General features: G+C 36.8%; 19 protein-coding genes. 3 read left to right on the top strand and 16 right to left on the bottom strand.

Features of this window, described 5'->3' with window-relative positions:
* Nucleotides 1-57: 57 nt before the first annotated feature.
* The 12 genes from AC00Y6_RS08105 to AC00Y6_RS08050 all read right to left on the bottom strand — a co-directional run bounded on the left by AC00Y6_RS08105 (nucleotide 58) and on the right by AC00Y6_RS08050 (nucleotide 15,069).
* Nucleotides 58-492, bottom strand: a complete 435-nt coding sequence (locus AC00Y6_RS08105; RefSeq protein ID WP_476589237.1) for a hypothetical protein — start codon at nucleotides 490-492, stop codon at nucleotides 58-60.
* 76 nt (nucleotides 493-568) lie between these two features.
* The gene (locus AC00Y6_RS08100; RefSeq protein ID WP_474490115.1) at nucleotides 569-1,930 is read right to left on the bottom strand and encodes a DUF5458 family protein; all 1,362 of its coding nucleotides are present in this window, start codon (nucleotides 1,928-1,930) and stop codon (nucleotides 569-571) included.
* A 14-nt stretch (nucleotides 1,931-1,944) separates the two neighbouring features.
* On the bottom strand, nucleotides 1,945-2,391 hold the full coding sequence (locus AC00Y6_RS08095) for a type VI secretion system contractile sheath small subunit (RefSeq protein WP_474490114.1): 447 nt from the start codon (nucleotides 2,389-2,391) through the stop codon (nucleotides 1,945-1,947).
* A 71-nt stretch (nucleotides 2,392-2,462) separates the two neighbouring features.
* On the bottom strand, nucleotides 2,463-4,838 hold the full coding sequence (tssR, locus tag AC00Y6_RS08090) for a type VI secretion system protein TssR domain-containing protein (RefSeq protein ID WP_474490113.1): 2,376 nt from the start codon (nucleotides 4,836-4,838) through the stop codon (nucleotides 2,463-2,465).
* Nucleotides 4,839-4,855: 17 nt separating this feature from the next.
* The gene (locus tag AC00Y6_RS08085; protein ID WP_474490112.1) at nucleotides 4,856-5,776 is read right to left on the bottom strand and encodes a PKD domain-containing protein; all 921 of its coding nucleotides are present in this window, start codon (nucleotides 5,774-5,776) and stop codon (nucleotides 4,856-4,858) included.
* Nucleotides 5,777-5,787: 11 nt separating this feature from the next.
* Nucleotides 5,788-6,312 carry a type VI secretion system TssO gene (gene tssO, locus AC00Y6_RS08080; protein ID WP_474490111.1) on the bottom strand — a complete coding sequence of 175 codons (525 nt, stop codon included), beginning with the start codon at nucleotides 6,310-6,312 and terminating at the stop codon, nucleotides 5,788-5,790.
* A 10-nt stretch (nucleotides 6,313-6,322) separates the two neighbouring features.
* A complete protein-coding gene (gene tssO / locus AC00Y6_RS08075; RefSeq protein ID WP_474490110.1) occupies nucleotides 6,323-6,856 on the bottom strand; it encodes a type VI secretion system TssO in 534 nt (177 codons plus the stop codon).
* A 5-nt stretch (nucleotides 6,857-6,861) separates the two neighbouring features.
* A complete protein-coding gene (locus tag AC00Y6_RS08070; RefSeq protein WP_474490109.1) occupies nucleotides 6,862-7,533 on the bottom strand; it encodes a response regulator transcription factor in 672 nt (223 codons plus the stop codon).
* Nucleotides 7,534-8,133: 600 nt separating this feature from the next.
* On the bottom strand, nucleotides 8,134-9,594 hold the full coding sequence (locus AC00Y6_RS08065; RefSeq protein WP_474490108.1) for a glycoside hydrolase family 30 protein: 1,461 nt from the start codon (nucleotides 9,592-9,594) through the stop codon (nucleotides 8,134-8,136).
* 126 nt (nucleotides 9,595-9,720) lie between these two features.
* Nucleotides 9,721-10,593: a hypothetical protein gene (locus AC00Y6_RS08060; RefSeq protein ID WP_474490107.1), complete on the bottom strand. Its 873-nt coding sequence runs from the start codon at nucleotides 10,591-10,593 to the stop codon at nucleotides 9,721-9,723.
* Between the two features lie 10 nt (nucleotides 10,594-10,603).
* A complete protein-coding gene (locus AC00Y6_RS08055; protein ID WP_474490106.1) occupies nucleotides 10,604-12,160 on the bottom strand; it encodes a RagB/SusD family nutrient uptake outer membrane protein in 1,557 nt (518 codons plus the stop codon).
* Between the two features lie 11 nt (nucleotides 12,161-12,171).
* A complete protein-coding gene (locus tag AC00Y6_RS08050) occupies nucleotides 12,172-15,069 on the bottom strand; it encodes a SusC/RagA family TonB-linked outer membrane protein (protein ID WP_474490105.1) in 2,898 nt (965 codons plus the stop codon).
* 209 nt (nucleotides 15,070-15,278) lie between these two features.
* Here AC00Y6_RS08050 and AC00Y6_RS08045 point away from each other — a divergent pair, with 209 nt between their 5' ends.
* Nucleotides 15,279-16,466, top strand: a complete 1,188-nt coding sequence (locus AC00Y6_RS08045; RefSeq protein WP_474490104.1) for an MFS transporter — start codon at nucleotides 15,279-15,281, stop codon at nucleotides 16,464-16,466.
* Nucleotides 16,453-17,220 carry an NUDIX hydrolase gene (locus tag AC00Y6_RS08040; protein ID WP_474490103.1) on the top strand — a complete coding sequence of 256 codons (768 nt, stop codon included), beginning with the start codon at nucleotides 16,453-16,455 and terminating at the stop codon, nucleotides 17,218-17,220. Before AC00Y6_RS08045 ends, AC00Y6_RS08040 begins: the two co-directional genes overlap by 14 nt.
* A 33-nt stretch (nucleotides 17,221-17,253) precedes the next feature.
* On the opposite strand, the gene AC00Y6_RS08035 is transcribed toward AC00Y6_RS08040, so the two are convergent.
* From AC00Y6_RS08035 to polA, 4 genes are all read right to left on the bottom strand, one after another.
* Entirely contained in the window at nucleotides 17,254-18,279 is a 1,026-nt protein-coding gene (locus AC00Y6_RS08035) for a M28 family metallopeptidase (RefSeq protein WP_474490102.1), read from the bottom strand.
* Between the two features lie 32 nt (nucleotides 18,280-18,311).
* Nucleotides 18,312-18,662: a bleomycin resistance protein gene (locus AC00Y6_RS08030; RefSeq protein ID WP_474490101.1), complete on the bottom strand. Its 351-nt coding sequence runs from the start codon at nucleotides 18,660-18,662 to the stop codon at nucleotides 18,312-18,314.
* Between the two features lie 11 nt (nucleotides 18,663-18,673).
* Nucleotides 18,674-18,943, bottom strand: a complete 270-nt coding sequence (locus AC00Y6_RS08025; protein ID WP_474490100.1) for a YciI family protein — start codon at nucleotides 18,941-18,943, stop codon at nucleotides 18,674-18,676.
* 64 nt (nucleotides 18,944-19,007) lie between these two features.
* Entirely contained in the window at nucleotides 19,008-21,851 is a 2,844-nt protein-coding gene (polA, locus tag AC00Y6_RS08020) for a DNA polymerase I (RefSeq protein ID WP_474490099.1), read from the bottom strand.
* A 135-nt stretch (nucleotides 21,852-21,986) separates the two neighbouring features.
* Between polA and AC00Y6_RS08015 the strand changes: the two genes are divergently transcribed.
* Entirely contained in the window at nucleotides 21,987-22,559 is a 573-nt protein-coding gene (locus AC00Y6_RS08015) for a pyruvate decarboxylase (RefSeq protein WP_474490098.1), read from the top strand.
* The last annotated feature ends 12 nt before the right edge of the window (nucleotides 22,560-22,571 follow it).

Below are 22,571 nucleotides of genomic sequence, written 5' to 3'. Positions count from 1 at the left end.
TTTTCTTTGTAGTAGAATTACGACAATTTTTAAAAAACTTAAAAAATAATGTTATGTCTAGTGAGATGGTGATGATGGCAAAGTTTGGTATTGTACATTCAAATCTTTTAAAAATAATCTGTAGGATTTGGGAGCAATCAGGTAAATCGTTATTGAATCATTTTTGATCTTTAAATCATGATCTGATATTATTCTAAAAGGAAAAATAACACTGTCCTTCGAACTTTTTAAAACTTTACCTGAACTAACTTTATAAATATAGATTGGTTTATTATTAGCATTTGCACTGCTAATCAATTCAGTTTTAATACTCTTTATGACAAGTAAACTTTTCTCCATCGCATCCTCCGAAGACCATATTTTTTTCTGCTGTTCATTTTTTTCATTTTTAAACAGATCGACCGAAAAGTGATCTGGTCTTTGGTATTCCTTTTTACAAGATATCATAAATAATGAGATCATCATTGATATTAAAAAATTATGTATTCTCATATCAGTCAATTTTATGAAAAAAAAGGAATTCACATACGAGATGTAAATTCCCTTTACTTTTATAAATATTTAAAATTTATTCTTGTTGGTACTCAGCATCCCATTCATTTCCATCATCGCCTTTATGTCCATCAAGTTTGATAACAAAACTTTTTGTAGGAAAATAGGGTGTCATTCTAATATCCAGCCATACACGGTCTTTGTTCACTTTATCCTGTTCAAACCTTACGATTTTAAATTTCTCAATCAATTTATCAGGACCTTTGATTCCATCCAGAAAAGAAACAATTTGTTTTCTCAGATCATCTTCATTTCGTGGATTCCAGTTTTCAAATGCTCTTCTGTTAAGAAAATCCAGCAAAACTTTGGTCACATAGTCGAAAACACGAACTACCGAATAAGTCTGCAAACCTATGTTATCTCCCGTAAAAAGTGTTTTAGCAGAAAATGCCATTATCTTACCATATTCATTGACCATGGGCACTAATCCCATTTTTTCCAACTGCGAAATTTCACTTTTCTTAAGGTCAAATTTTACAGCATCTACCTCGTTTATATTGCCGTGCTTTTTGCCGGCAGCAACCTGCGACATCAATGTTTTGTAAATTTTACCGGCCATAGAAGTTGATGGTGGAAGATCAACATTCTCTTCTTCGCCCACTTCCTCAGCGCGGCCACGGCCCACTAGCCAATTGGTGGTCATGATTACATTACTTCTATGAAGTTCGCCACCAGTAAGATTGGCAGAATGGAAAAGGTCTACCACGTCATCCGGCTTGTCAAGATTAGCAAAGTCTGTCACGAGCATCACTTTGTTTTCATTACAAATTTTTGCCCATTTTTCTACGACTTTATTGGACCCCAAATATCCCGGAATCGCAAGGATAGAATAGTTATCTCTCAGATCCAATCTGTCATAATTTTGTTTGAATTCATCTGCAATTGCGTCGATGAAAAGTGGATTATCCAGATCTTTCATTTGCTCCAAAGAAGCATTTACGATACTTACATTATCTACCTTGTCCAGTTCGGTATTCTTGAAGAATTGCGCCATTGTACGGTAGGCGGTTTCCAACTGGCGGATCTCTGATAGACTATTCTTAAGGTTCAATTTCAGGTTTTTTTCAGCAGAAAGTGCTTTGTTTTTGCATGTTTCTGCCATCTCATCTGCTGTTGTATTATTTTCCAATAATGAGATCCACAGATTCAGTTTTTGGGCAAGGTCTTTTCTCTCCGACTTCTTATTAGTATCGTTTAAGAAAATCTCTTTACGAGCCTTTCTTGTAGGATTCATATTGGCGATACCATCTACAACCGTTTCGATAAAGTTGAATCCACCAACCTTGTTCAGGTCATTTATCGCTGAGCCAGAACGTTGTCTGTGATCCTGTTGCTGTGCTCCTTGCTGGCTTTGCTGTGCTTGCTGTTTATTATCCATAGTTTAAGTTTTTGTTATTTTTCCAACTCTCCTGCAACTTCCTTCAAGACCTCTATCAAAGCATTTTTTGTCTGAGGATTTTCGAGAATATTTTTAAGAATTTTATTATTTTTTAGCTGTCGTAATATCTTATTATACTGCTCCTGCTCTATGCTGAGTGTTTTTAGATATTCTGAGTTTTGAGTAAGATTTTTAGGGGTAAAATCTCCTAATTGCTGGAATCGGAATTCCTCATCCACATAGGTACCGTCCTCTGTCTCATGTTGTACTGATATAGAGGGTTGAAAGTGCCTGAAAACATCGTCCACAGATTTTAACCCTTTTACAATCTCCGGAATATAAGGCTCATCTGCTGTGAGTTGACTTACAATTAGGGATCTGTTCTCCTGAATTTGCTGGATTGCTTCGTTGGCGTCAACTTTTACTTCGTTTCCCCCAACACCATAATTAAACATTGCCATATTATCTATATTTTGTGATTGATTAACTAATTTTTTGCTTAAATAATTTAAAATATTTTTAAAAGAAAACATTACAGAGATTCTACTGGTTGTGTAGTTGGCATAAAATATCTATTGAGCCAATAAAGTTTTTCGCCATTCTGATTAATAATGATTTTTGGATTACTTTTGTTGTCCAGCAATCTGTCTGCCAATGTTTTATATTGTTTAAAATATTTTTTAACATTCTCGTTGGAAATAATTTTTGATTGTTTCCATCCACTCAGTTTAAATTTAGAAAGTACATCTTCATTAGAGTTGTCAAATCCTGTACTAATTGCGACAGAATAAGCCATAGATTGGTTTTTCACCTTAGCTTTATCAAACCTCCCTTCGCCATCATAATATTTCTTAAGAACAGACAAATAACTGCTAACAGCCGAGCTTTGACTGAATGTAGAGCTGAAACTTTGTGTTTCTTTATAGATTTCCTGATAAAAAGCCCTCAATTTATCATATTCGGTCTCAGATAAAAGTATTCCCTTTTCAACCGCAGGATAGCTTTCTTTGATTTCGTCTGTATAAATACCCTTGGTAAGAAAAGGGTTATTATACATTAATAGTTGAGAAGCGGCTTCTTTAGGAATAATTGCAGGGGCATCCCCAAATTGGTTTCGAAAATCTGGTTTTAAAGTCGTTTTTGAACTTCCTACAGCAGATTTGAAATAACTTACCAAGGATGAATTAACATTTTTATTATAATCTGTAACTTGTTTCAAAAGGCTATCTAATGACTTAATCAACAAATTACTAGAGTTAATCTCGCCTTTCTTTGGATAAACCACAAAGCCTTGAGACATACTTGCCTTTGGATAATCTAAAGAATACATCCCCTCTTCTCCCATCACAAGATTGTAATTATTTTTATCCATTATCATCTTTTGATCCACAATCTTTTCTTTATCCAACTCCGCAATATTGCGGGCAGTGCTTGTCATAATATTTTCTGAGTAGAGCACGAAGTTGTTAAAATAATCAGACGATCCTGATGCGGACTGAAAAAACAACATCCTTGCTCTTCCAAGCGTCAGGTTTCTCATTGCTGTACTCAAACCACCATAAGGTGATGCAGTAGATCCAACAACAACTACGATATTAGTCTCATCTGGCACCTTACTTAGTAGTGCGCCACTTGCTTCCAATGCTTCTTGTAATGGTTGTCCACCAGCGCTGCTGCATTTTTGATTAGCCGTCTGCAAATCTATGAAGGAATTAATTTCCTCAAAATTACTGCTCAATGATGAAGAAAGTACATTTTCTCCACACGTATTATTCTTATATAGTACAACGCCGTATTTTATATTTCTGAAATACTTAAATTGATCTGATTTTAACTGGATATCCTGAAAAACAGACTTTGCCAATGCAGAGTTTTGGCTATTATTGCGGCTGATGTCAATTGTAAAAATGATATTCAGGTTTTTACTTCTGTTGGTAATTTCCCGGAAACGATCGAAATAAATGGGTTGCCCTAAAACATTATACACAAAATTTTTGCTGTAGTCCAAAGCATTGGTAAAAAAAATGGCTTTATTAGAAGGATCAATTGCAGTTGGTACAACGGAAACCAGATTTTCCACTGGAGTTCTGTTAATTGCATCAGACAATGCAAATCGTGTTTCAGAAACAGTTCCGTCAGGCAATCTTTTTGTTATGGCCGATTGGTTGGCGTCTGTGTAGTTAAAATCAGAAGCAATTCGTAAAGCACTTCGGTCACCCCAATTTGCAATGATATTAGAACTCACCCAGCCATAAATATCTTTGGATATGCTATCTAATTTTAAGGATGGTGATTTACCAATTAAAAATCGATTATTGGTCTCGGACTGTTTGTAGATATAAACAATTTGCCCAACAGGTAATTTTTTGCTGATTGGTTTGGTAAGATCGGGAGATGAAAATATAAGGACAGAATCATTTTTTAAATATTTTGCACCATCTTTTAGAACATCCGAATGATTGGGCAAGAGCACAGCCTTCACATTAAAACCATTATCACTCCTCTTTAATGAATTGCTCCAAAGCAGAAGCTGATCCTTCGGAATCCAGCCGTAAGTTTTTACAGATTTTTCGGGTATTTTTTTTAACAAAGCATCTGGTTCATACTGTGCTACCTTAATTAGATTCTTTGAGCTATTTTCTTTTACAACTAAAAGCGGTTCTAGAAATTGAATTTCTTTTGGTGATTTCTCATTACCTTTATCCATAAAAACAGAATTATTGGCACGATCTGAAATAACTACCCAGGGTTCAGACTTATGTGGATAACCATCATTCACCTTAATCTGATCTACGTAACCATAAAAACCTGATTTAGGTGTTTCTTCAGAAGGAATTCTTACCTGACATCCAGAGACTATATATGCAGTTCCTAAAACACAAACAGCATTACGAAAGTTATTTTTCATAGTTTTATTTTTTAATTTTATTGCTTGCTTTGTTTTATTTCCACCTTGATGACACAGTTTTGATTACTGTCCAAAGTAGTTTTCACTTCCTGTATGCTATTTTTTTTATCAAACTGCAACCCTGTACAATAATAATAGAATGAATTATTCTTATCGTTTACTGTTACGGAAATATTGTCCTTGCTGCAGAGATAAGTGTTAAGAAGATAGTTGTAATGGGTATTAAAGCTATTTCCGTCTGCGATTTGCTGCAGATGATATTTAAAATCATCATTAATTTTGCTGTAAATATCTGTTACTGTTGGTGATGTAACAACTTCATCATCTAATTCTTCATATGCAGGCAATATTTTGATCATATGTTGGATTGGTTCCTGATCTACATCCGTATATAAAGTAACAATGTAATTTCCCGGATTTTTAAAAGCATAGGTTGCCATTTTTTCTTTGGCATCTATATTCCCCGTTTCACCAAATTTCCAAGTAAAGTTTTTAGCATCAGAAGAATTAGCTCTAAAAAATACATTCTCCAACTGCATGGCTTGGCTTGGCGCATCAATAGTGGTGGCTGTGTTTTCTGCGGGTGTATTTTTAGAAACCCCTGCGGATACTAAAACCGGAAAAGATTTGGTATATTTATTATCAATAATGACAGAGACTTGATAGTATCCAGGTTTTTTGAAAAAGTGAGCCCCCTTATTTTTTTCTGAATTAAATCCATCTCCAAAATCCCATTTTCTACTTTTTCCAAATGCTGTTTTATCTTCAAATGTCAATGTATCTCCCACATTTAGAGAGGTTGGATAAACCGCAGCCACTATATCGTCAGAACTGTGGATGACCTTTCTTTGTAACCACAAAATTATAATAGCCGCTAAAAGTAAGAGACTTATTACAGCAATAATAATGTTCTTCTTGTTTTTTTGGATGTAATTCATAATTAAAAGTGTTAGTTATTTTTCATAATTAGCGCATTATCTCTTAGCATTTTTTGATTCTTTCTTTCTTTAAAACCAATAGAACAATCTTCAAACTGTTTGGTGAAAATTTTAATATTCTCATTTTTTTTACCAGCCACCATTTTATCCTCCATGTACATTTTGTAAAACTGAGCAATTTGGGTATAAGATTGCTTTCTTGGATCCGTTATATTTACAGTTTCAAAAATATTAGCGATATCATTGATACTGTATTTAATTTCATTTTCCTGCAAAGGGTTACGGTCATCTGCAGATACTTTCTCAATTTTACGAAATGTACTGTCGATGATTGGCTGCGCAACTCTTTGTCGCTCATCAAATTTGGCCTTTTCTTCCAATGTTTGAATCGCCAGAATATCAGAATTATTAAATGGAGAGTCTGAGCGGTAAAGTATTACAACCGATAAAAGCAATACTGCAAAGAATAGAAGTCCCAGCAAATACAGGAAGTAATACTTTTTTTCTTTATTGGAAAGGGTAATGTTGACTTGCATACTCTATCTATTATTTTAATCTTTTTACAATTCGGCCGCCTGGTTCATTTTTTTTCATTTGTGTGTTAATCTTACCCACTTTGCCAATGCATTCATTAAGGCTTCTCAACGCATTTTGCTCTTTTGCTGTAATGTTTATTAGCTCGTTTTTGAAAACCGTCATCTTACCGATATTCTTTGTAAGGCTTGCATATTGTCTAAAAGCTTTCACGGTGTCTGCTCCCATTATGTTTTTGGTATCCTGCAGATCTTCAAGAATAGAATTCCTAAGGAAAATATCATTATCCACCTTGTTGGAGTTCAACAAATTCATCTTATAATAGATGGTATCCATCTTGTTCTTAATCAATTCGTTTCTGCTGAGAACACTCTTGTAGTCGTTTAATTCCATCTGGATTTGCTGTTTTTGGATCTCTGAACTCTTAAAGAATAAAAAAACCGTTAAAAAGCTGACCGCTGCTAAGACAACAAATGATAAGATAAAACGAAGCACGCCATTGCGTACATCATCTTTATTAAGTTTTTTTTGACCGTATACACTCATTTTTATTAAATGCTTGAGTTATAATATCCGTTTTCTACACAAAACCTCGCAAGATCTAGCTTGCTTTTGAGACCAAGCTTATCGGTCAACCTGGTGATATAGGTATCAACTGTACGTGAACTTAGATTAATCCTATCGGCAATTTCTTTATTACTAAAGCCTTCATAACAAAGTTTGATGATATGAATTTCTGTAACTGTAAGATCCTCTTGTTCTTTTTTTTGGCGATCCATATAATTTTTGACAGCCTCTTCCTGCAGAGCCCACTCCTTTTTGTAATCTTCATAGCTTGAGTTTTGACTCAAAATACAATTACGAAGTATATCCTTAATAATGATACTGTTCTTCTGGCAATAATATGTATTGGGAATATCGTTGATTGTTTCAGCAATATCATGCTGAAATGTTGCCGAATAAGTGAGAATTGGTATTTCTTTATTAGTTTGACGGATGTATTTGATAGCTTCTAAACCGCTAAGAATCGGCATAAACAGGTTGATTATAAAAATATCTTCCTGTTTGCGATAAAGTCTGTTTATTAGCTCATTGCCATTATTACAATCATTAACTACCGAATAGAGAGGATTTTCTAAAAGCATTCTTACTAAGAATTGCTTAAAATAGAAATCGCTCTCTGCAATTGAGAATTTTATCGCTTTAATAGAATTATCGTACATAAGGACTAGTTATGGCTTTAGTTTTTTATGGTGATTAATAACTCTAAAAAATTTTATGATATAATAAAATCAAAAAAGAAAGTATCAGATCAAAAACTAATTAGCTAGAGCAGATAAAAGTGATAATGATTAACAAGTAACAAATCATCAATCGTACCTAATTATTAAATATTTATTAAAATTACTTAACAATAATCACTAATAAACAATCAATTCGCTCAATTTATAATCAAAACATAAAAAGCAAATATTTTGCCAATAGCTCACAAACTTTATTTTTTGATTTAAAAATTATAGAAATAATCAATGCATATCAATGCAAACAAATCATATTTGCTATCAGCAAATTCTATTGATCTATTAATTTTACTTAGATATAAAAGTGATGTATAGTGATAATAGCCTTACTATACCTGTTGTCGCAAAGCATGTTGATCACTGGTTAGTCGCAGTTTTTTTTCCAGATCAATTATTCCTTCAATCTAAAAAAAACAGCAGCTTTATAGCTGCTGAATTAAAAACCCTAAAAATATAATTTGAGAAATTATAGTCTGTAAATAGTATCTCGGAATCAGTATGAATTGTTCTCCTTTTTTTTCATTAGAACAAAAAGGTGGCCACAGACTGTCCTGGTATTGCTGTAGCTGCACTTTTACCGTTGTATCTGATATTAAAATTTTCTGTTCCAGTGCCTTCATTCAAAACAATTAATGCCACTTTTCCCGACGGTGTACTGAAAGCAACAGAACTGAGGTTTCCGGGCTGGGTTGAAGCAATCCGCTGAGAGTTTTGAGGTATAAATTTTGAAGCTTGAGCAATGATATAATATGCAACATTACGAGTAAAAGCTTCACTTGAATTAATCGTAATAGCGCCCTTGCACTCTGTGCAGCCTCCATCGGTATGAGGATTAAATGATGGATCATTGGCAACGTTCCATTCCAATGCATTCTTGCTCCAGTTTCTCATAGATCCTATAATTACATTTTTTGTATGCCATATCAAATCACCTGAAAACGAAGAATTGGCTCCAGTCCACTGTTCGGTGAAATAGACATTTTTATTCGGATAAGCCATATGAACATTCCCTAATACACCAATATTTCCGGCATAGAGATGAAAAGCCGAACCATCAACGTATTTTGCTGCATCAGCATCTGCTAAGATATCCATTGGATAATCTGGCTTGTCGCAGTTGTGATCGTACAGTATAATTTTTGTGTTGATATTAGCTGTCTGGAAAGCTGGTCCCAAATGGTTTTTGATAAAATCACCCTGTTGGGATGATGTCATGTACATGCTTGGATTATTGCCCGGATGCAGCGGTTCATTTTGTGGAGTGATGGCATCTACTGTTATACCTTGGGCTTTCATCGCTTGGATATATTTTACAAAATATTGCGCATAAACAGCATAATATTGAGGTTGTAAACTACCACCCTTTGTACTAGAATTATCTTTCATCCAAACAGGTGCAGACCATGGTGTGGCAACTATTTTTATGCTCGGATTAATTGTCAGTATTTTTTTTACCATGTCAATCACTGGCTGATCCTTTGACAAAGAAAACTGGGCTAATGTAGGATCTGTCTGCCCTCCCGGCATATCATCATACGAAAAAACACTGGCATTAAGATCTGATGCTCCTATACTAAGTCTAAGGTAACTAACCGAAATCGCATTGGCATTGGCAGAGAAAAGCTCCTGTAGTAACTCTTCTTTTTTTGCAGCTGAAAGCTGATTGATAACCTGCACACTGCCACCGGTAAGCGTGTATCCAAAACCATCTATGGTTTGATATTTTTGACCTGCATCAACATCGATATTTTGATAGTTGTTGGTTGTATTTTTGAAGTAGATGTCATTTTGTTTCTGAAGTTTAACGGTTTCATCAGCTTTTGTAAGCCAGACTGTTGCCGGAATGGAATTGTCATCACCTCCCCCAGAATTGCCACCCGGCGTAGTTGGCTCTTCAACATTACTGCTTTGACAAAATAAAAGCGAAAAGAATGAGAGCCCTAAAATTAGAAACTGACCCGGAAAAATTTTATTTTTATTCATTTTTACAATATTTATGAGCCCTACATATCATGGATTTAAAAAATTATAATCAATGTAGTTGCAATTGAACAATAAAATGAAAGAGGCTTACACCTCTTTCATTCATAAGAATATAATAAGAAAAAATTAATTCACACCGCGGAACTCGATTTTGGTAATAGAGATTCCGTCCTTCATATCATTACCACCGGAGCGGATCGCAAAATAGACCGTTCCTGTCTTGGAGGCTTTAAAAGTACCATCTGGATTGTTCGCATTTTTCGATCCTACAACCGAAATTTTCCCATTAAAAGCAGCACTACCCGATCCTGCCCACGTATTAATAGCTCGCAACCAAGTGGAGTCTGAACCGTCACCTGTATAATCATCATTAGCTGCAGGTTTTTTGTATCCCACATAGATCTCAAACCAAGAGTCGCTAACACCCTTTGAACTAACCACAGCATCTGCTTTGTAAGTTTGACCTTCCACCACATTAACGGTCTGGTAAATTACATTTCTTTCCCAGCCTTTTGCTGTAAAAGTTGCTTTGCTATCGGCAAAAGTCCATAGGGCAGACCCTGAAGGATTGGGGAAACTTAGACTCCATTTGGAAACATCATCAGCATTAGAAAAATTTCCGCCTTTAATAAGGTTTCCCGCTTTAGGATCTGAAGCATCCACCTTTATAGTCTGTTGGGCTGTACCACCTACAAGTCCACCTTGACCAATAATCTGGTGCTGCACATTATATGTTCCCTGATCCGGAAGAAATACATCATAAGTATTGGGACCCGGCCCAAAACCACCCCCATCATCCAGATTCCATTTGGAGGAAATATAGTTATTATTGGATGAAGTTAATCTATAATGATTTTCAGAAGTTTTTGTAACTGTGAAAGATGCGTCTGAATTGGTAGGTGTAAGACCATTGCCGTCACCATCCACAGAATCGGGAACGCAAGAAATGGCTACAGCTGCAATGCCTAAACAGACAGTATATTTTAAATATCTATTCATAATTTTAAAATTAATAGTTAGGATTTTGTTTAATGGCAGTATTTTGTAGTTCGCCGTAAGGAATAGGTAAAATTTCATTCTTACCACTTACAAAACCTTTTGAAGCCAATTTGGCTGGAGCGTCTCCCCATCTTACTAAATCAAACCAGCGGTGCCCTTCTCCTGCTAATTCTCTTCTTCTTTCGTCCTTAATTGCCTGTAAAGAAACTGGTACTGGTGCCAATTTTACTCTGGCTCTTACTGCATCTAATAATGCCTGTGCCCTCGCACCTGTACCACCAAGAGCCTCTGCTTCCATTAGATAAGAATCGGCTAATCTTATTACAATATAATCTTGTCTAAAGTTGAGCTCCATAGAACCAGTTAAATCTGAAACGCCAGTTCTGAAGGGTGCAAATTTTTTCAAAAAATACCCAGTATCTGCGAAACTTGGAGAGTAGGTAATTTTGCCATCGTCCTGAAGTTGTTTAGCATTAAGAACTGTTACGTCAGCCCTTGGATCGTTCTGTATAAAATTGAAAAGATTTTCTGTCATTGGGTTAAATGACCAACCTGAAACAATATCAGGAGCATCATTTCCTTTTTTGAGAGTATAAGAGCGTGGTCCAGTCATGATACATATCGAGTTACCTTCATCATTACCTTTACCCCAAAAAGACCAGTCAGAACGGCCAGCATTAGAATAAACTGCTTCTACAACCGCTTCTGAAGTAAACTTGTGGTATTCATATTTGCCGGTAGTTTGATTTAAGTCCATCTGAAAAAGTGTCCTATAATCATCTACTAATTTATAACCATATTGGCTCATTTGCCCAGGAGTACCATTAACTAGTGCTAATTGTGCAGCAGATTCTGCTTTCTTATTATCATACAGATATATCTTTCCCAATATTGCTCTGGCACCACCTTGTGTAAGACGCCCATTATCCGAACCAGATACAGTCATTGGCAGGTCACCAACCACTTTCAGGATATCTGCTTCAATTTGGTTGTAAATATCCTGTTTTGGAGACTGTGGTATATGCCAATAATCATCAGAAGCCTTAACTGGTTTAAGAATCAGTGGGATATTTCCGAACATTCTTACTAATTCAAAATAATACAGCGATCTTAAAACCGTAACTTCTGCAAAAATTCTCTTTTTAAAGGTCATGTTTACCGGTGAACTGTCAAGATTTGCAATAACCCAGTTGGCTCTTGCAATTCCTTGATAAAAATCTTTCCAATAGCTAGCAGGCATAGTGATGGCGTTAATTTTATAGTTGTTAACGCCCTGTATCCCGGCACCATCAGTAGCACTACCTCCACCGGAATAGAAGTCATCAGATGCCGCATTGAAAAATGTAACCATATTTTCAAATCCGCCAGCATATTTTTTCATGATGTCATATACCGAGGCTGTTGCACTGATGCATTGATCTTCTGATTTGAAATAATTAGCTTCATCAAAAGAGCCTATATTTTGTACATCACCAATATAATCTCCTGTACAGCCAACCGTACACAAGCTCATACTACCCAGCATAAGAACGGCTAAACTTTTATATAATATTTTCTTTTTTTGCATTTCTTTAAATTTTAGAATTGAATATTTGCCCCGAATAAAAATGTTCTTGCCTGTGGATAATAGGCTCTATCGATACCATATTCGTTACCACCGGCAATTTCAGGATCATAGCCTGTATATTTTGTAAAAGTGAAGACATTTTCGCCAGTAACGAAAATTCTAACCTTGTTAGCACCAAATTTAGATGTCACATCTCGAGGTAAGGTATAGCCTAATGAAACTAATTTGATTCTCATGTAATCACCTTTCTGTAAATAATAGCCAGACATTTTTGTGTAATTTCCGTTAGGATCATCTCGGGTCAATCTAGGGTTGTCATTGGTAGAGCCTTCCCCAGTCCAACGATTTAGGATAGATGTTTGATAGTTGGCATCCAACATATCCAATCTTCTTAATCCCTGCAAAATTTTGTTTCCACCTTGTCCTTGGGCAAATACCATCAAATCAAAGTTCTTATAATTCATATTGACTGTAAAGCCATAAGTGAATTTTGGCAATGAACTGCCAATGTCCACCATATCGTCTTCTGTGATCTTGCCATCTCCGTTATTATCTTTCCATATAAAATCTCCCGGCTTTGCATTTGGTAATATCATAGAACCTGATGAATTAACATATGAGTTAATCTGGGCTTGGTTTTGAAATACTCCATTGTAGGTGTAACCGTAGAATGTACCCACAGGTTTACCAACTTGTAGTCTAGAAACAGTTCCCATAGAATGCAATGATGAAAATTCTCTCCATTCTACATCATCTTCCAATCGGAGAACTTTATTCTGATTAGTAGAGAAGTTACCATTTAAAGACAAACTAAAATCTTCCCAATTTTTTTTGTAGCCGAGTTCAAACTCCATTCCTCTATTTTCCATATCTCCGATATTAAAGAAAGGATCTGTAGGTACGCCTACATAGCCCGGTATAGCTACTCGTCGGAGGATATCTGTTGTTTTTTTGTAATAATAATCAAAGCCTAAGGTAAAATTGTTCAAGAATTTGATATCAGCTCCTACATCGGTTTGAGCTGTCTGCTCCCACTTTAGATTTGGATTACCAAGCGTGTTGGGACTATAACCAATAATAATCGAAGGATTAAGTTCACCATTAGGATAATTACTGCCTGGCACAAGGGAGCTTCTATACATGAAATCATCTATAGCATCATTCCCAAGAACACCATATCCACCTCTAATTTTTAAAGTATTGATGATATTATTCTCACGCCAAAAGCCTTCTTTGTGTACATTCCATCCTAATGAAAAGGAAGGAAAATTACCCCAGTATTTCAAAAACTTAGAAGATCCATCCCTTCTGAAAGTACCTGTTAACAAATATTTGTCTTGATAGTCGTACATCAAGCGACCAAAATAAGAAGCTTTTCGGGTTTGAGAAGTATCCCATGCATTAGCCGTAATATTTTTAGCATCTACCGAATAAAATGCGGCTTCATACCAATTATCTACGGGCAGGTTCTGATAGGTCACACTTTCTCCAGAACCAATGTTATATCTATAAACACCTTGTCCCAACATAATATTGAAGTTGTGATCTCCCCATTTTTTTTGATAGCTGATGGTATTTTCAAAACTCCATTCAAATTTTGTTTGAGTAGTTCTGTTCAGATTATTGAAAACAAGGTTACTAAGAGAACTACTCAGATAGAATTTTGGAGAAAAACCTTGGCTACCCCAAAATGACTTTTTGCCATTGAGTGTTGTTTTGAAGTTAAGCCCGGGTGCTAATTTTAAATCTGCAAACACATTCCCAACAAAGTCATCGGACCAGCCATTTCTACCCTTCTGAGTATAACGGTAAGCCAGTGGATTAGACATCTCTTGGTTAACCCATGGTGATATACCATAAGGATTACCATTAGGATCTCTAATAATGTACTGATTGGTATAGTCATTAGGATTTACCAAAGACCAATCTCTAACAACTGTAGGCGTAGTAGGATCTAAATTGATTGCGGAACTAAGTGGGCCACCAAAAGTCTCGTTAACTCCAATACCCTGACTTTTCTGATGGGTATATAAGAATGTTTGGCCAATCGTTAAAAAATCCAACACCTTATGATTGGAGTTTAATCGGGCATTCATTCTTTTATAGTTTGAAATGTCTCCCATTACAATACCTGTCTGATCAAAGTATCCAAAAGAAGCGTAGTAGGTAGACTTGTCATTTCCTCCATTAATGCTAATTTCGTGAGATTGTCTGTTGCCTGTGTTAAAAATAGTGTCCTGCCAGTCCGTCCCTATTCCAAACGCACTTGGATTAGAAAATCTAATGGGCTTGTTGTCATTAGAAAACCCTTCATTAATAATTGTAGCATACTGTGTAGCATTAAGAAGATCTAGTTTTCTTGCCGCACTTGAAACACCAAAAGAGCCGCTGTATGATAAGTTTAGCACACCTTTTTTCCCCTTTTTTGTCGTAACTAAAACTACCCCTCTTGCCGCACTTACACCGTAAATTGCAGAAGAAGCTCCATCTTTAAGAACTTCGATACTTTCTATATCAGATTGATTTAGCCATCCAATCCCATCTACTATAATCCCATCAACAACATACATTGGGTCATTACCCCCTGCTCCAAAACTGGTTAGCCCACGAATCCTCACAGTAGCACCTGATCCTGGTTGTCCAGAGTTGGTCACCACATTAACCCCTGCTGCCCGCCCTTGAAGAACCTGCTCGGGCTTCCCAGCTGGTATGGCTTCTATATCAGATGCCTTGATACTGGCAATGGCACCTGTTACATTGCTTTTCTTTTGAGTCCCATAGCCGATGACCACTACCTCTTCTATCGTTTTCTCTTTAGAAGCCGTATCTTTCACCTGCTGTGCAGAGTAGTTAGCTGTAAAGTAAAGTACAGCTGCCAACCCAAGACATTTTGAATACTTTAAGTTCATATTATTAATTAATTTTAGTTAATCTCATATTGAGACAATAAAAATATATTTTTTTTCTACATGTCAAAATTATTTTTTACTTTTTTAAATTTTCCTTTTATTTGTGGGATGTTAAGAGTGATAGATTTGTTCAAAAATGATATGCTTGCTTCGATTTTTCTTCCCCAAAAATGCTATCTACTGTTAACAATACGTTAATATGACCATAAATGAGTGTTAATAAAAATAATATAAAACTACCGTTGATGCTGAGCTTTTTGATTTTCTCCATGCTCCTCAACAGCATGGGCGTCATCATCCTAAAACTCTCAGAAAATGTGTCGTACGATGGTCTGGGCTTTTTGGAGTCTTTCAAAGATCTGCCAATGGCTTTTGTATCTCTGCTGTGCGTCAATTTTATTAACAGAACCGGGAATAAAAATGCCCTGATGTTTTCCCTGCTGTTTATTATTGTCAGCTGTATAGCCTTACCTCTGGTAGATGCTTTTTGGTTTTTCAAAATATGGCTGAGCATCGTGGGGGTTAGCTTTGCCCTAGCGAAGATTTCGGTATTCAGTATTATTAAAGATAATTTTAAAGACCGTCAGCTGGCAAGTACGATGAGCCGTGTAGAGGCTTCTTTTATGATTGGGATTTTCGTTATCAATATCGGCTTTGGGAGTTTGTTGTCCGGCCCATTTGCAGAATATTGGAAGTTTGGTTTTTGGCCAATTGCCTTGGTGAGTATCATTACATTACTCATTCTGAAACCCATAAAAATTAATGAAACACAACTGTCTGACAAACATGTTTTTGCCGGTGGCATTGGTTTTATGCTTTCGCGCAAGATGATTTATTTTTTTGTAATTATCTTTCTGATGGTATTTGTAGAACAGAGTTTCAATTCGTGGTTGCCTAGTTTTCTGAAAAGCAATTTACAAATGAGCTCTTATTTTGCACTGCAATCATCGGCATTTTTGGCCTTGTTTTCTTTTTTGGGCAGGATGGTTACCAGCAAACTGATATTGCGTTTTCATTGGTTTCGGTTTGTAATAATATGCCTTGTCGCGATATTTTTTATTTTGATAAGCTCGCAGCTCATTATTTCCTTCGTTTCAGATTCAAAGCTTTTACTCGCTATCCTTATTCCCGTTACAGGACTGTTTCTTTCGCCGTTGTACCCTCTGTACAACTCGGAGGCTCTTAATGAGATTCCATCAGAGAAAACACATTTGTTTATCTCGGTCGTTGTGATTTTTTCATCTATAGGAAGTTCTGTGGGATCAATCTACATGGCACTTATCTTTCACAATCAGGTAAGTTCTTACTATCCATTATTTATTTCTTTACCATTAATAATTATATTTGGCCTCACATTTTTTCTGAATAAAAAAACATTAGCTTATGATCGAGAATAATAAAATAAAACAGAATCTTCGGGAACTTATTGATACCAAGGATTTTGTGGAGCATGTTTCGGTAGACTGCGTAATCTTTGGTTTTCACAAAGACACACTAAAAGTTCTTTTGCTAAAGTACCACGATCTCGACCTATGGTCTGTCCCTGGTGGATTTATTTTTAATGATGAGAATCTCAATGACGCTGCTGCAAGGACTTTGTATGAACGTACCCACCTTTCGGATGTTTTTTTGGAACAGTTTTACACTTTTGGAGATATCCACCGGACCGAAAATAATACACACCAAAAGTTGTTGGAAAACCGCAAAATCGATGTAGATCAAAACCACTGGATCTACCAGCGTTTTATCTCTGTGGGCTATTGTGCCTTGATAGATTATACCATGACCTACACATTCCCGGATTCCTTTAACGAAGTTTGCCAATGGTTCAACGTCAATGAGTTGCCCAATATGGCATTTGACCACAAGGAAATGATCGAAAAAGGCCTACTGTACCTCAGGAAAAATATTGATTATCAAGTGATGGGCAGCAATCTTTTGCCGGAAAAATTTACGATGAAGGAACTTCAAAACCTCTACGAATCTATCTTGGGAGAGCCATTAAGAAGGAATAATTTCCAGCGTAAAATATTGAGTCTTAATATACTGGAACGCCTGGAGAAGCACTACAGCGGATCTGCCAACAAGGCACCTTACCTCTACCGTTTTCTCGATTCTCCCAAAATATCGGTCAACGATTTTCTTAAATAAAAAAAGCAACCTTCAAAAAAGGTTGCTTTCTTATTATCTTGTGTTTTTGCCATCTACCACAATACGTTCCGCCCTATTGGCCAGTTCCCACGCGGTTGCAAATACCAGCTGAGTCCGCTTTTGCAGCAATGGATAATCAATCTTATCCGGGTCATCCGTAGATTTGTGATAATCTTCATGGATGCCGTCAAAGAAAAATGCCACAGGAATATTGTGCTTGGCAAAATTATAATGGTCAGACCGGTAATAAAGGCGTTGAGGATCTTTGGGATCATCATATTTGTAGTTAAGTTTTAAGTTGACCGTTTTTTCATTAGCCGCTTCATTGATTTTTTTAAGCTCCGTACTTAGCATTTCGGAACCGATGACATAAACATATTGCTGGCCTCGGTTTTCTGGATCGTCGCGGCCAATCATGTCAATATTAAGGTCTGCAACAGTGTTAGCCAGCGGGAAAACCGGATGGTCAGAATAATATTCGGAACCGAACAAACCGTGCTCCTCACCTGTTACATGCAAAAACAGGATAGAACGCTTCGGGCCAAAACCTTTCTTTTTAGCTTCCTGAAAAGCTTCTGCAATTTCCATCACAGCCACGGTGCCGCTTCCGTCATCGTCGGCACCATTGTAAACAACGCCTTCTTTGGTCCCCACATGATCGTAATGTGCAGAAACTACGATGATTTCATTTGGCTTTTCTTTACCGGGGATGTACGCCAAAATGTTCTCCGAATCTGGTAGTGTTTCACCATACTTTTTCATGGATGATGAGGGTACTTTCTGATAATAAGATCCAAGATCTGGTGGAAAACCAATACCATTTTTCTTGTATTGCTCTATCATATAAACCCCTGCCCGCTTCTGCCCTGCGCTTCCGGTGTCCCGGCCTTCCATATTGTCGGCAGCAATGACATAAAGGTTTTCTTTCAGTTCCGCAGCAGTGATGCCATTATAAGCATCCTTGAAAGCTTTGCCTTCGTAAGTGTAGTTTTTTACCGAAGAGCAACTGCTCACTAAGGCTACAGTGAGGAAAAAGCCATAAATTTTTAAGTTTTTCATAAGTTTATTTTATAAATATTAACAATTAATTATCAGAGTTTTTCACCAAAAGTTAAAAGTGTTCCACAAGGGTCTATCACAGAAAATTCACGCATTTGCCAAGGTTGGTTTTTCAAATCGCCATTGGGGTGTATGGCGATATTTTTATCCTTGATTTGCTGGTAAAACTCATCAATATCATTCGATATTTTCAGGTAGATCATAAAATCAGATTGCTCCGGAATCAACGTTGGATAATAAAAAAAATGAAGTTCGTGATTGTTATAATGCGCCATTAAATAATTATCATAATCACCCACAAAATCAAAACCCAGTTGTGCGTAAAATAGCTTGGTTTCTTCTTTATTAATAAACGGAAGCTTTGGGATAATGTGCGAAATCATAATTATACTATTTAGGCTAATTCATCATTCCATTCCTTGATGCTGACTTTGGCAATCAGGCCGTGTTTTACAAACGGATCGCCATTCACAAAAGCTTCGGCAGACTCTTTATCTATAAAAATCGCCATAGCGCCTTCTCCAGGATTGGCAAAAGCGCCAGTTCCCAAAACTTTCCCCGATTTCAAAAATTCTGCTTCAAAAGCTTCATGCAATGGGAAAACTGCCATAAAATCTTCCATAGACTTTGTGGCATCATGCTCGTAAAAAACAACTGCTTTCATATTAATTTATTTTGGTTTATAGCATTATTAATCGATCATCATTGATCAATTATCTTTTATTAATCTAATGTGCCTGAAGCCAATTATCCCCAACACCTACTTCCACTAGTAGTGGCACATTCGTTGGGAAAGCTGATTCCATTTCTTTTTTAATGAGTGCTTTGGCAGTCTCCACTTCGTCAATCGGTGTTTCGAAAAGCAATTCGTCATGCACCTGCAAAAGCATCTTGGTTTCCAGTTTTTGGATCTCCAGTTCTTGCTCAATTTTAATCATCGCCAGTTTGATAATATCGGCGGCACTTCCTTGGATTGGCGCATTCACAGCGTTACGTTCGGCATGGCCTTTTACTACAAAGTTGGTAGAATTAATATCTTTCAGGTGGCGTTTTCTGCCAAGGATGGTTTCTACATATCCCAACTTTCTGGCCTTCTCGATTTGCTCGTTCATGTATTCTTTCAACCTTGGGTAAGTCTCAAAATAAGCATCGATCATTTTTTTGGCTTCTGACCTGGAAAGCCCCGTCTGATCAGCTAAACCAAATGCACCCTGCCCATAGATAATCCCAAAATTAACCGTTTTGGCTTGGCTTCTTTGGGTTTTGGTAACGTCTTCCAGCGCAATATCAAATAGTTTTGCAGCCGTGGAAGCATGGATGTCTTCATTATTTTGAAAGGCTTTGATCATATTTTCTTCTCCCGAGATCTCCGCAATCAGCCTTAATTCGATTTGGGAATAATCCGCAGAGATGATTTTCTTGCCTTCATCCGAGACAAACGCACCGCGGATCTGTTGCCCGCGCAAAGTCCTGATGGGAATATTCTGCAGGTTGGGATTTACGCTGGCGAGCCTTCCTGTGGCGGCCACCGTTTGGGCAAAAGTAGTATGCACGCGGTTGTCTTTTTTCTCAATCTGCATAGGCAAAGCATCCACATAAGTCGATTTAAGCTTTTGCAACGTCCTGTATTCCAATATAGAGGCAATAATCTCATGTTTGGAGGACAGTTTTTGCAGCACATCTTCCGAAGTGGCGTATTGACCGGTTTTGGTTTTTTTTGCTTTGGGATCCAACTGCATTTTTTCGAAAAGAATATCTCCCAACTGCTTAGGCGAGTTCATGTTAAATTCTTCTCCAGACAACTTAAAAATTTTGGATTCCAACACTTTCAAATCATTTTCAAGGTCTTTACTCTCCTTGGCCAACCATTCGCTGTCAAGTTTTACGCCGGTTAATTCGATTTTGGCCAGCACTTTCATCAGTGGCATTTCTACATTGTAGAAAAGATCTTCCAAGTTTTCCTTGGCCAGTTGTGGCGCAAATAATTCATATAGCTGAAACGTCACATCTGCATCTTCTGCAGCATAATTGGTTTGAGTTTCGATGTCCACTTCGCGAAGTGTCAACTGATTTTTGCCTTTTTTGCCTATCAGAGATTCTATCGAGACCGGTTTATAGTTGAGATACATCTCAGAAAGGTAATCCATCCCGTGCCGCCCGTCAGGGTTTAGCAGGTAATGCGCAATCATAGTGTCAAAAAGTTTTCCCTCAACATCAATATGATAATTTTGAAGGACCTTGTAATCGTATTTGAGGTTATGGGCAATTTTTAAAACTTTCTGATCTTCAAAAAACGGACGGAAAACCTCTAACGTTTCCTGTGCTTCTTCTTGATTTGCCGATATGGGAACATAGTAGGACAAGCCTTTTCTGTAGCTGAAACTCATGCCAATCAATTCTGCTTCCAACTCATTAAGCGATGTGGTTTCGGTATCAAAACACACCGCTTTTTGACGGAGAAGGTTTTGCACCAAGATCTTTTGCGCCTTGGCATCGTTAATATATTGATAAAGATGATCGTTCTCCGTAATGGTAGATTTGGTAGTGGTGGCCTGATCTAGCTGTTCAAATGTCGCGAAAAGATCCATTGTACCGTTTTTATGAACCACCACTTTTTCTTCGATTATTTCGGTTTTCACTTGAGCGGTTTCGTCACCATCCATAAGCGCTTCGGTATAATCTCTATTCGCAAAAGCGCGGTAAAGGTTTTCATAAAGCCGACGAAATTCTAGCTCTTCAAAAACTTCTTTTACTTTTTCAAAGTCAGGGACTTCTAGGTCATATTGTTCTTCTACAAACTCAATAGGTGCGTCACAAAGTATGGTAGCTAACTTTTTGGATAACAAACCTCTTTCTGCACTGGCTTCAACTTTTTCTTTAAGTTTTCCTTTAAGCTGGTTCGTATTTGCTAGAAGATTTTCCATAGAACCATATTGCTGGATAAACTTCTTGGCAGTCTTTTCACCGACGCCTTCCAGCCCGGGAATATTGTCCACCGCATCACCCATCATTCCTAGATAATCGATGATTTGCTTAGGGTCATCAATCTCATATTTGGCTTTCACTTCTTCCACACCTAAGATTTCGATATCGCCTCCTTTCAATCCTGGCTTGTAGATCTTGATTTTGTCAGTAACCAATTGGGCAAAATCCTTATCGGGTGTCACCATAAATACATTGTAGCCCTGTTTTTCGGCTTTGCAGGCAATAGTTCCTATCACATCATCTGCCTCGTAACCTTCCACCCCAAGAATGGGAATATGCATCGCTTCCAAAATGCTGTTAATGTAGGGCTTAGCCAAGAGAATAGGCTCCGGAGTTTCCAGCCTATTAGCTTTGTATTCAGCATAATCATCATGTCTTACGTTGGTTCTTCCAACATCAAAAACTACAGCAAGATGCGTGGGTCTATCTCTTTTTATCAGTTCTATCAATGAGTTGGTAAAGCCAAAAATAGCAGATGTATTAAGGCCTTTGGTGGAAATTCTTGGATTTTTGATGAATGCAAAATACCCACGAAAAATCATTGCGTAGGCATCTATAAGGTATAATCTTTTGTCTTGAGAAGTCATAAAAACAAAAGTAACGATTTGCAGGTGATTATAAACTGTAATTGTTCCAAAAAAAATAATTTTATGAATGTTAAAAAATCTTAAATTTTTGTTATGACTAAATGATTTTGGTTGTATTTTTGCAACATCAATACGATGAAAAAAAATTACCCATTTTCTATAATCATTCTTTGCCTTCTAGTATCCTGTGCCAACTATGGCGACAGTCTTCTTTATTTTAAAAAGGATGCAAAAATCAATGGTATAAAAACAGTACTGTTTTTTGACCCTGAAATTTTTCCCGATATTAATGAGATCAAAGAACCTACCTACTCGGCTTTTTATAATGCCACTTCGGAAAAGATGAGAACTATTGGTACTGTAAAATATATGCAGGTGAATACAGCCATCCCATTTGAAGAAATAGATTCGGAGATGATAAAAGATATTTGCAAAAATAATAATGCAGATGTTGCCGTGATTCCGAAAGTTAAATATTTTAAAGTTGGTTTTGGAAAATATGTATTTTCTAATCAGGTAGTTGTAAGCCTAAAACTGTATGATTCCCAGGGCAATTATATTATGGAAACCTCTTACGACACCTACAAAGGAAATGGGAGATTGTTGGGATCTGCAGAAAATTCTGTGATCATCGGTACTAAAGGCGCTATCCGCAAAATGGAAAAAGAACTTCGTAACCGGCAAGTGATTCTCAGAAAGGCATCTTAATTTACATTGTAT

Source organism: Epilithonimonas sp. (assembly GCF_056329745.1).
This window is presented reverse-complemented; position numbering and strand designations above follow the sequence as displayed.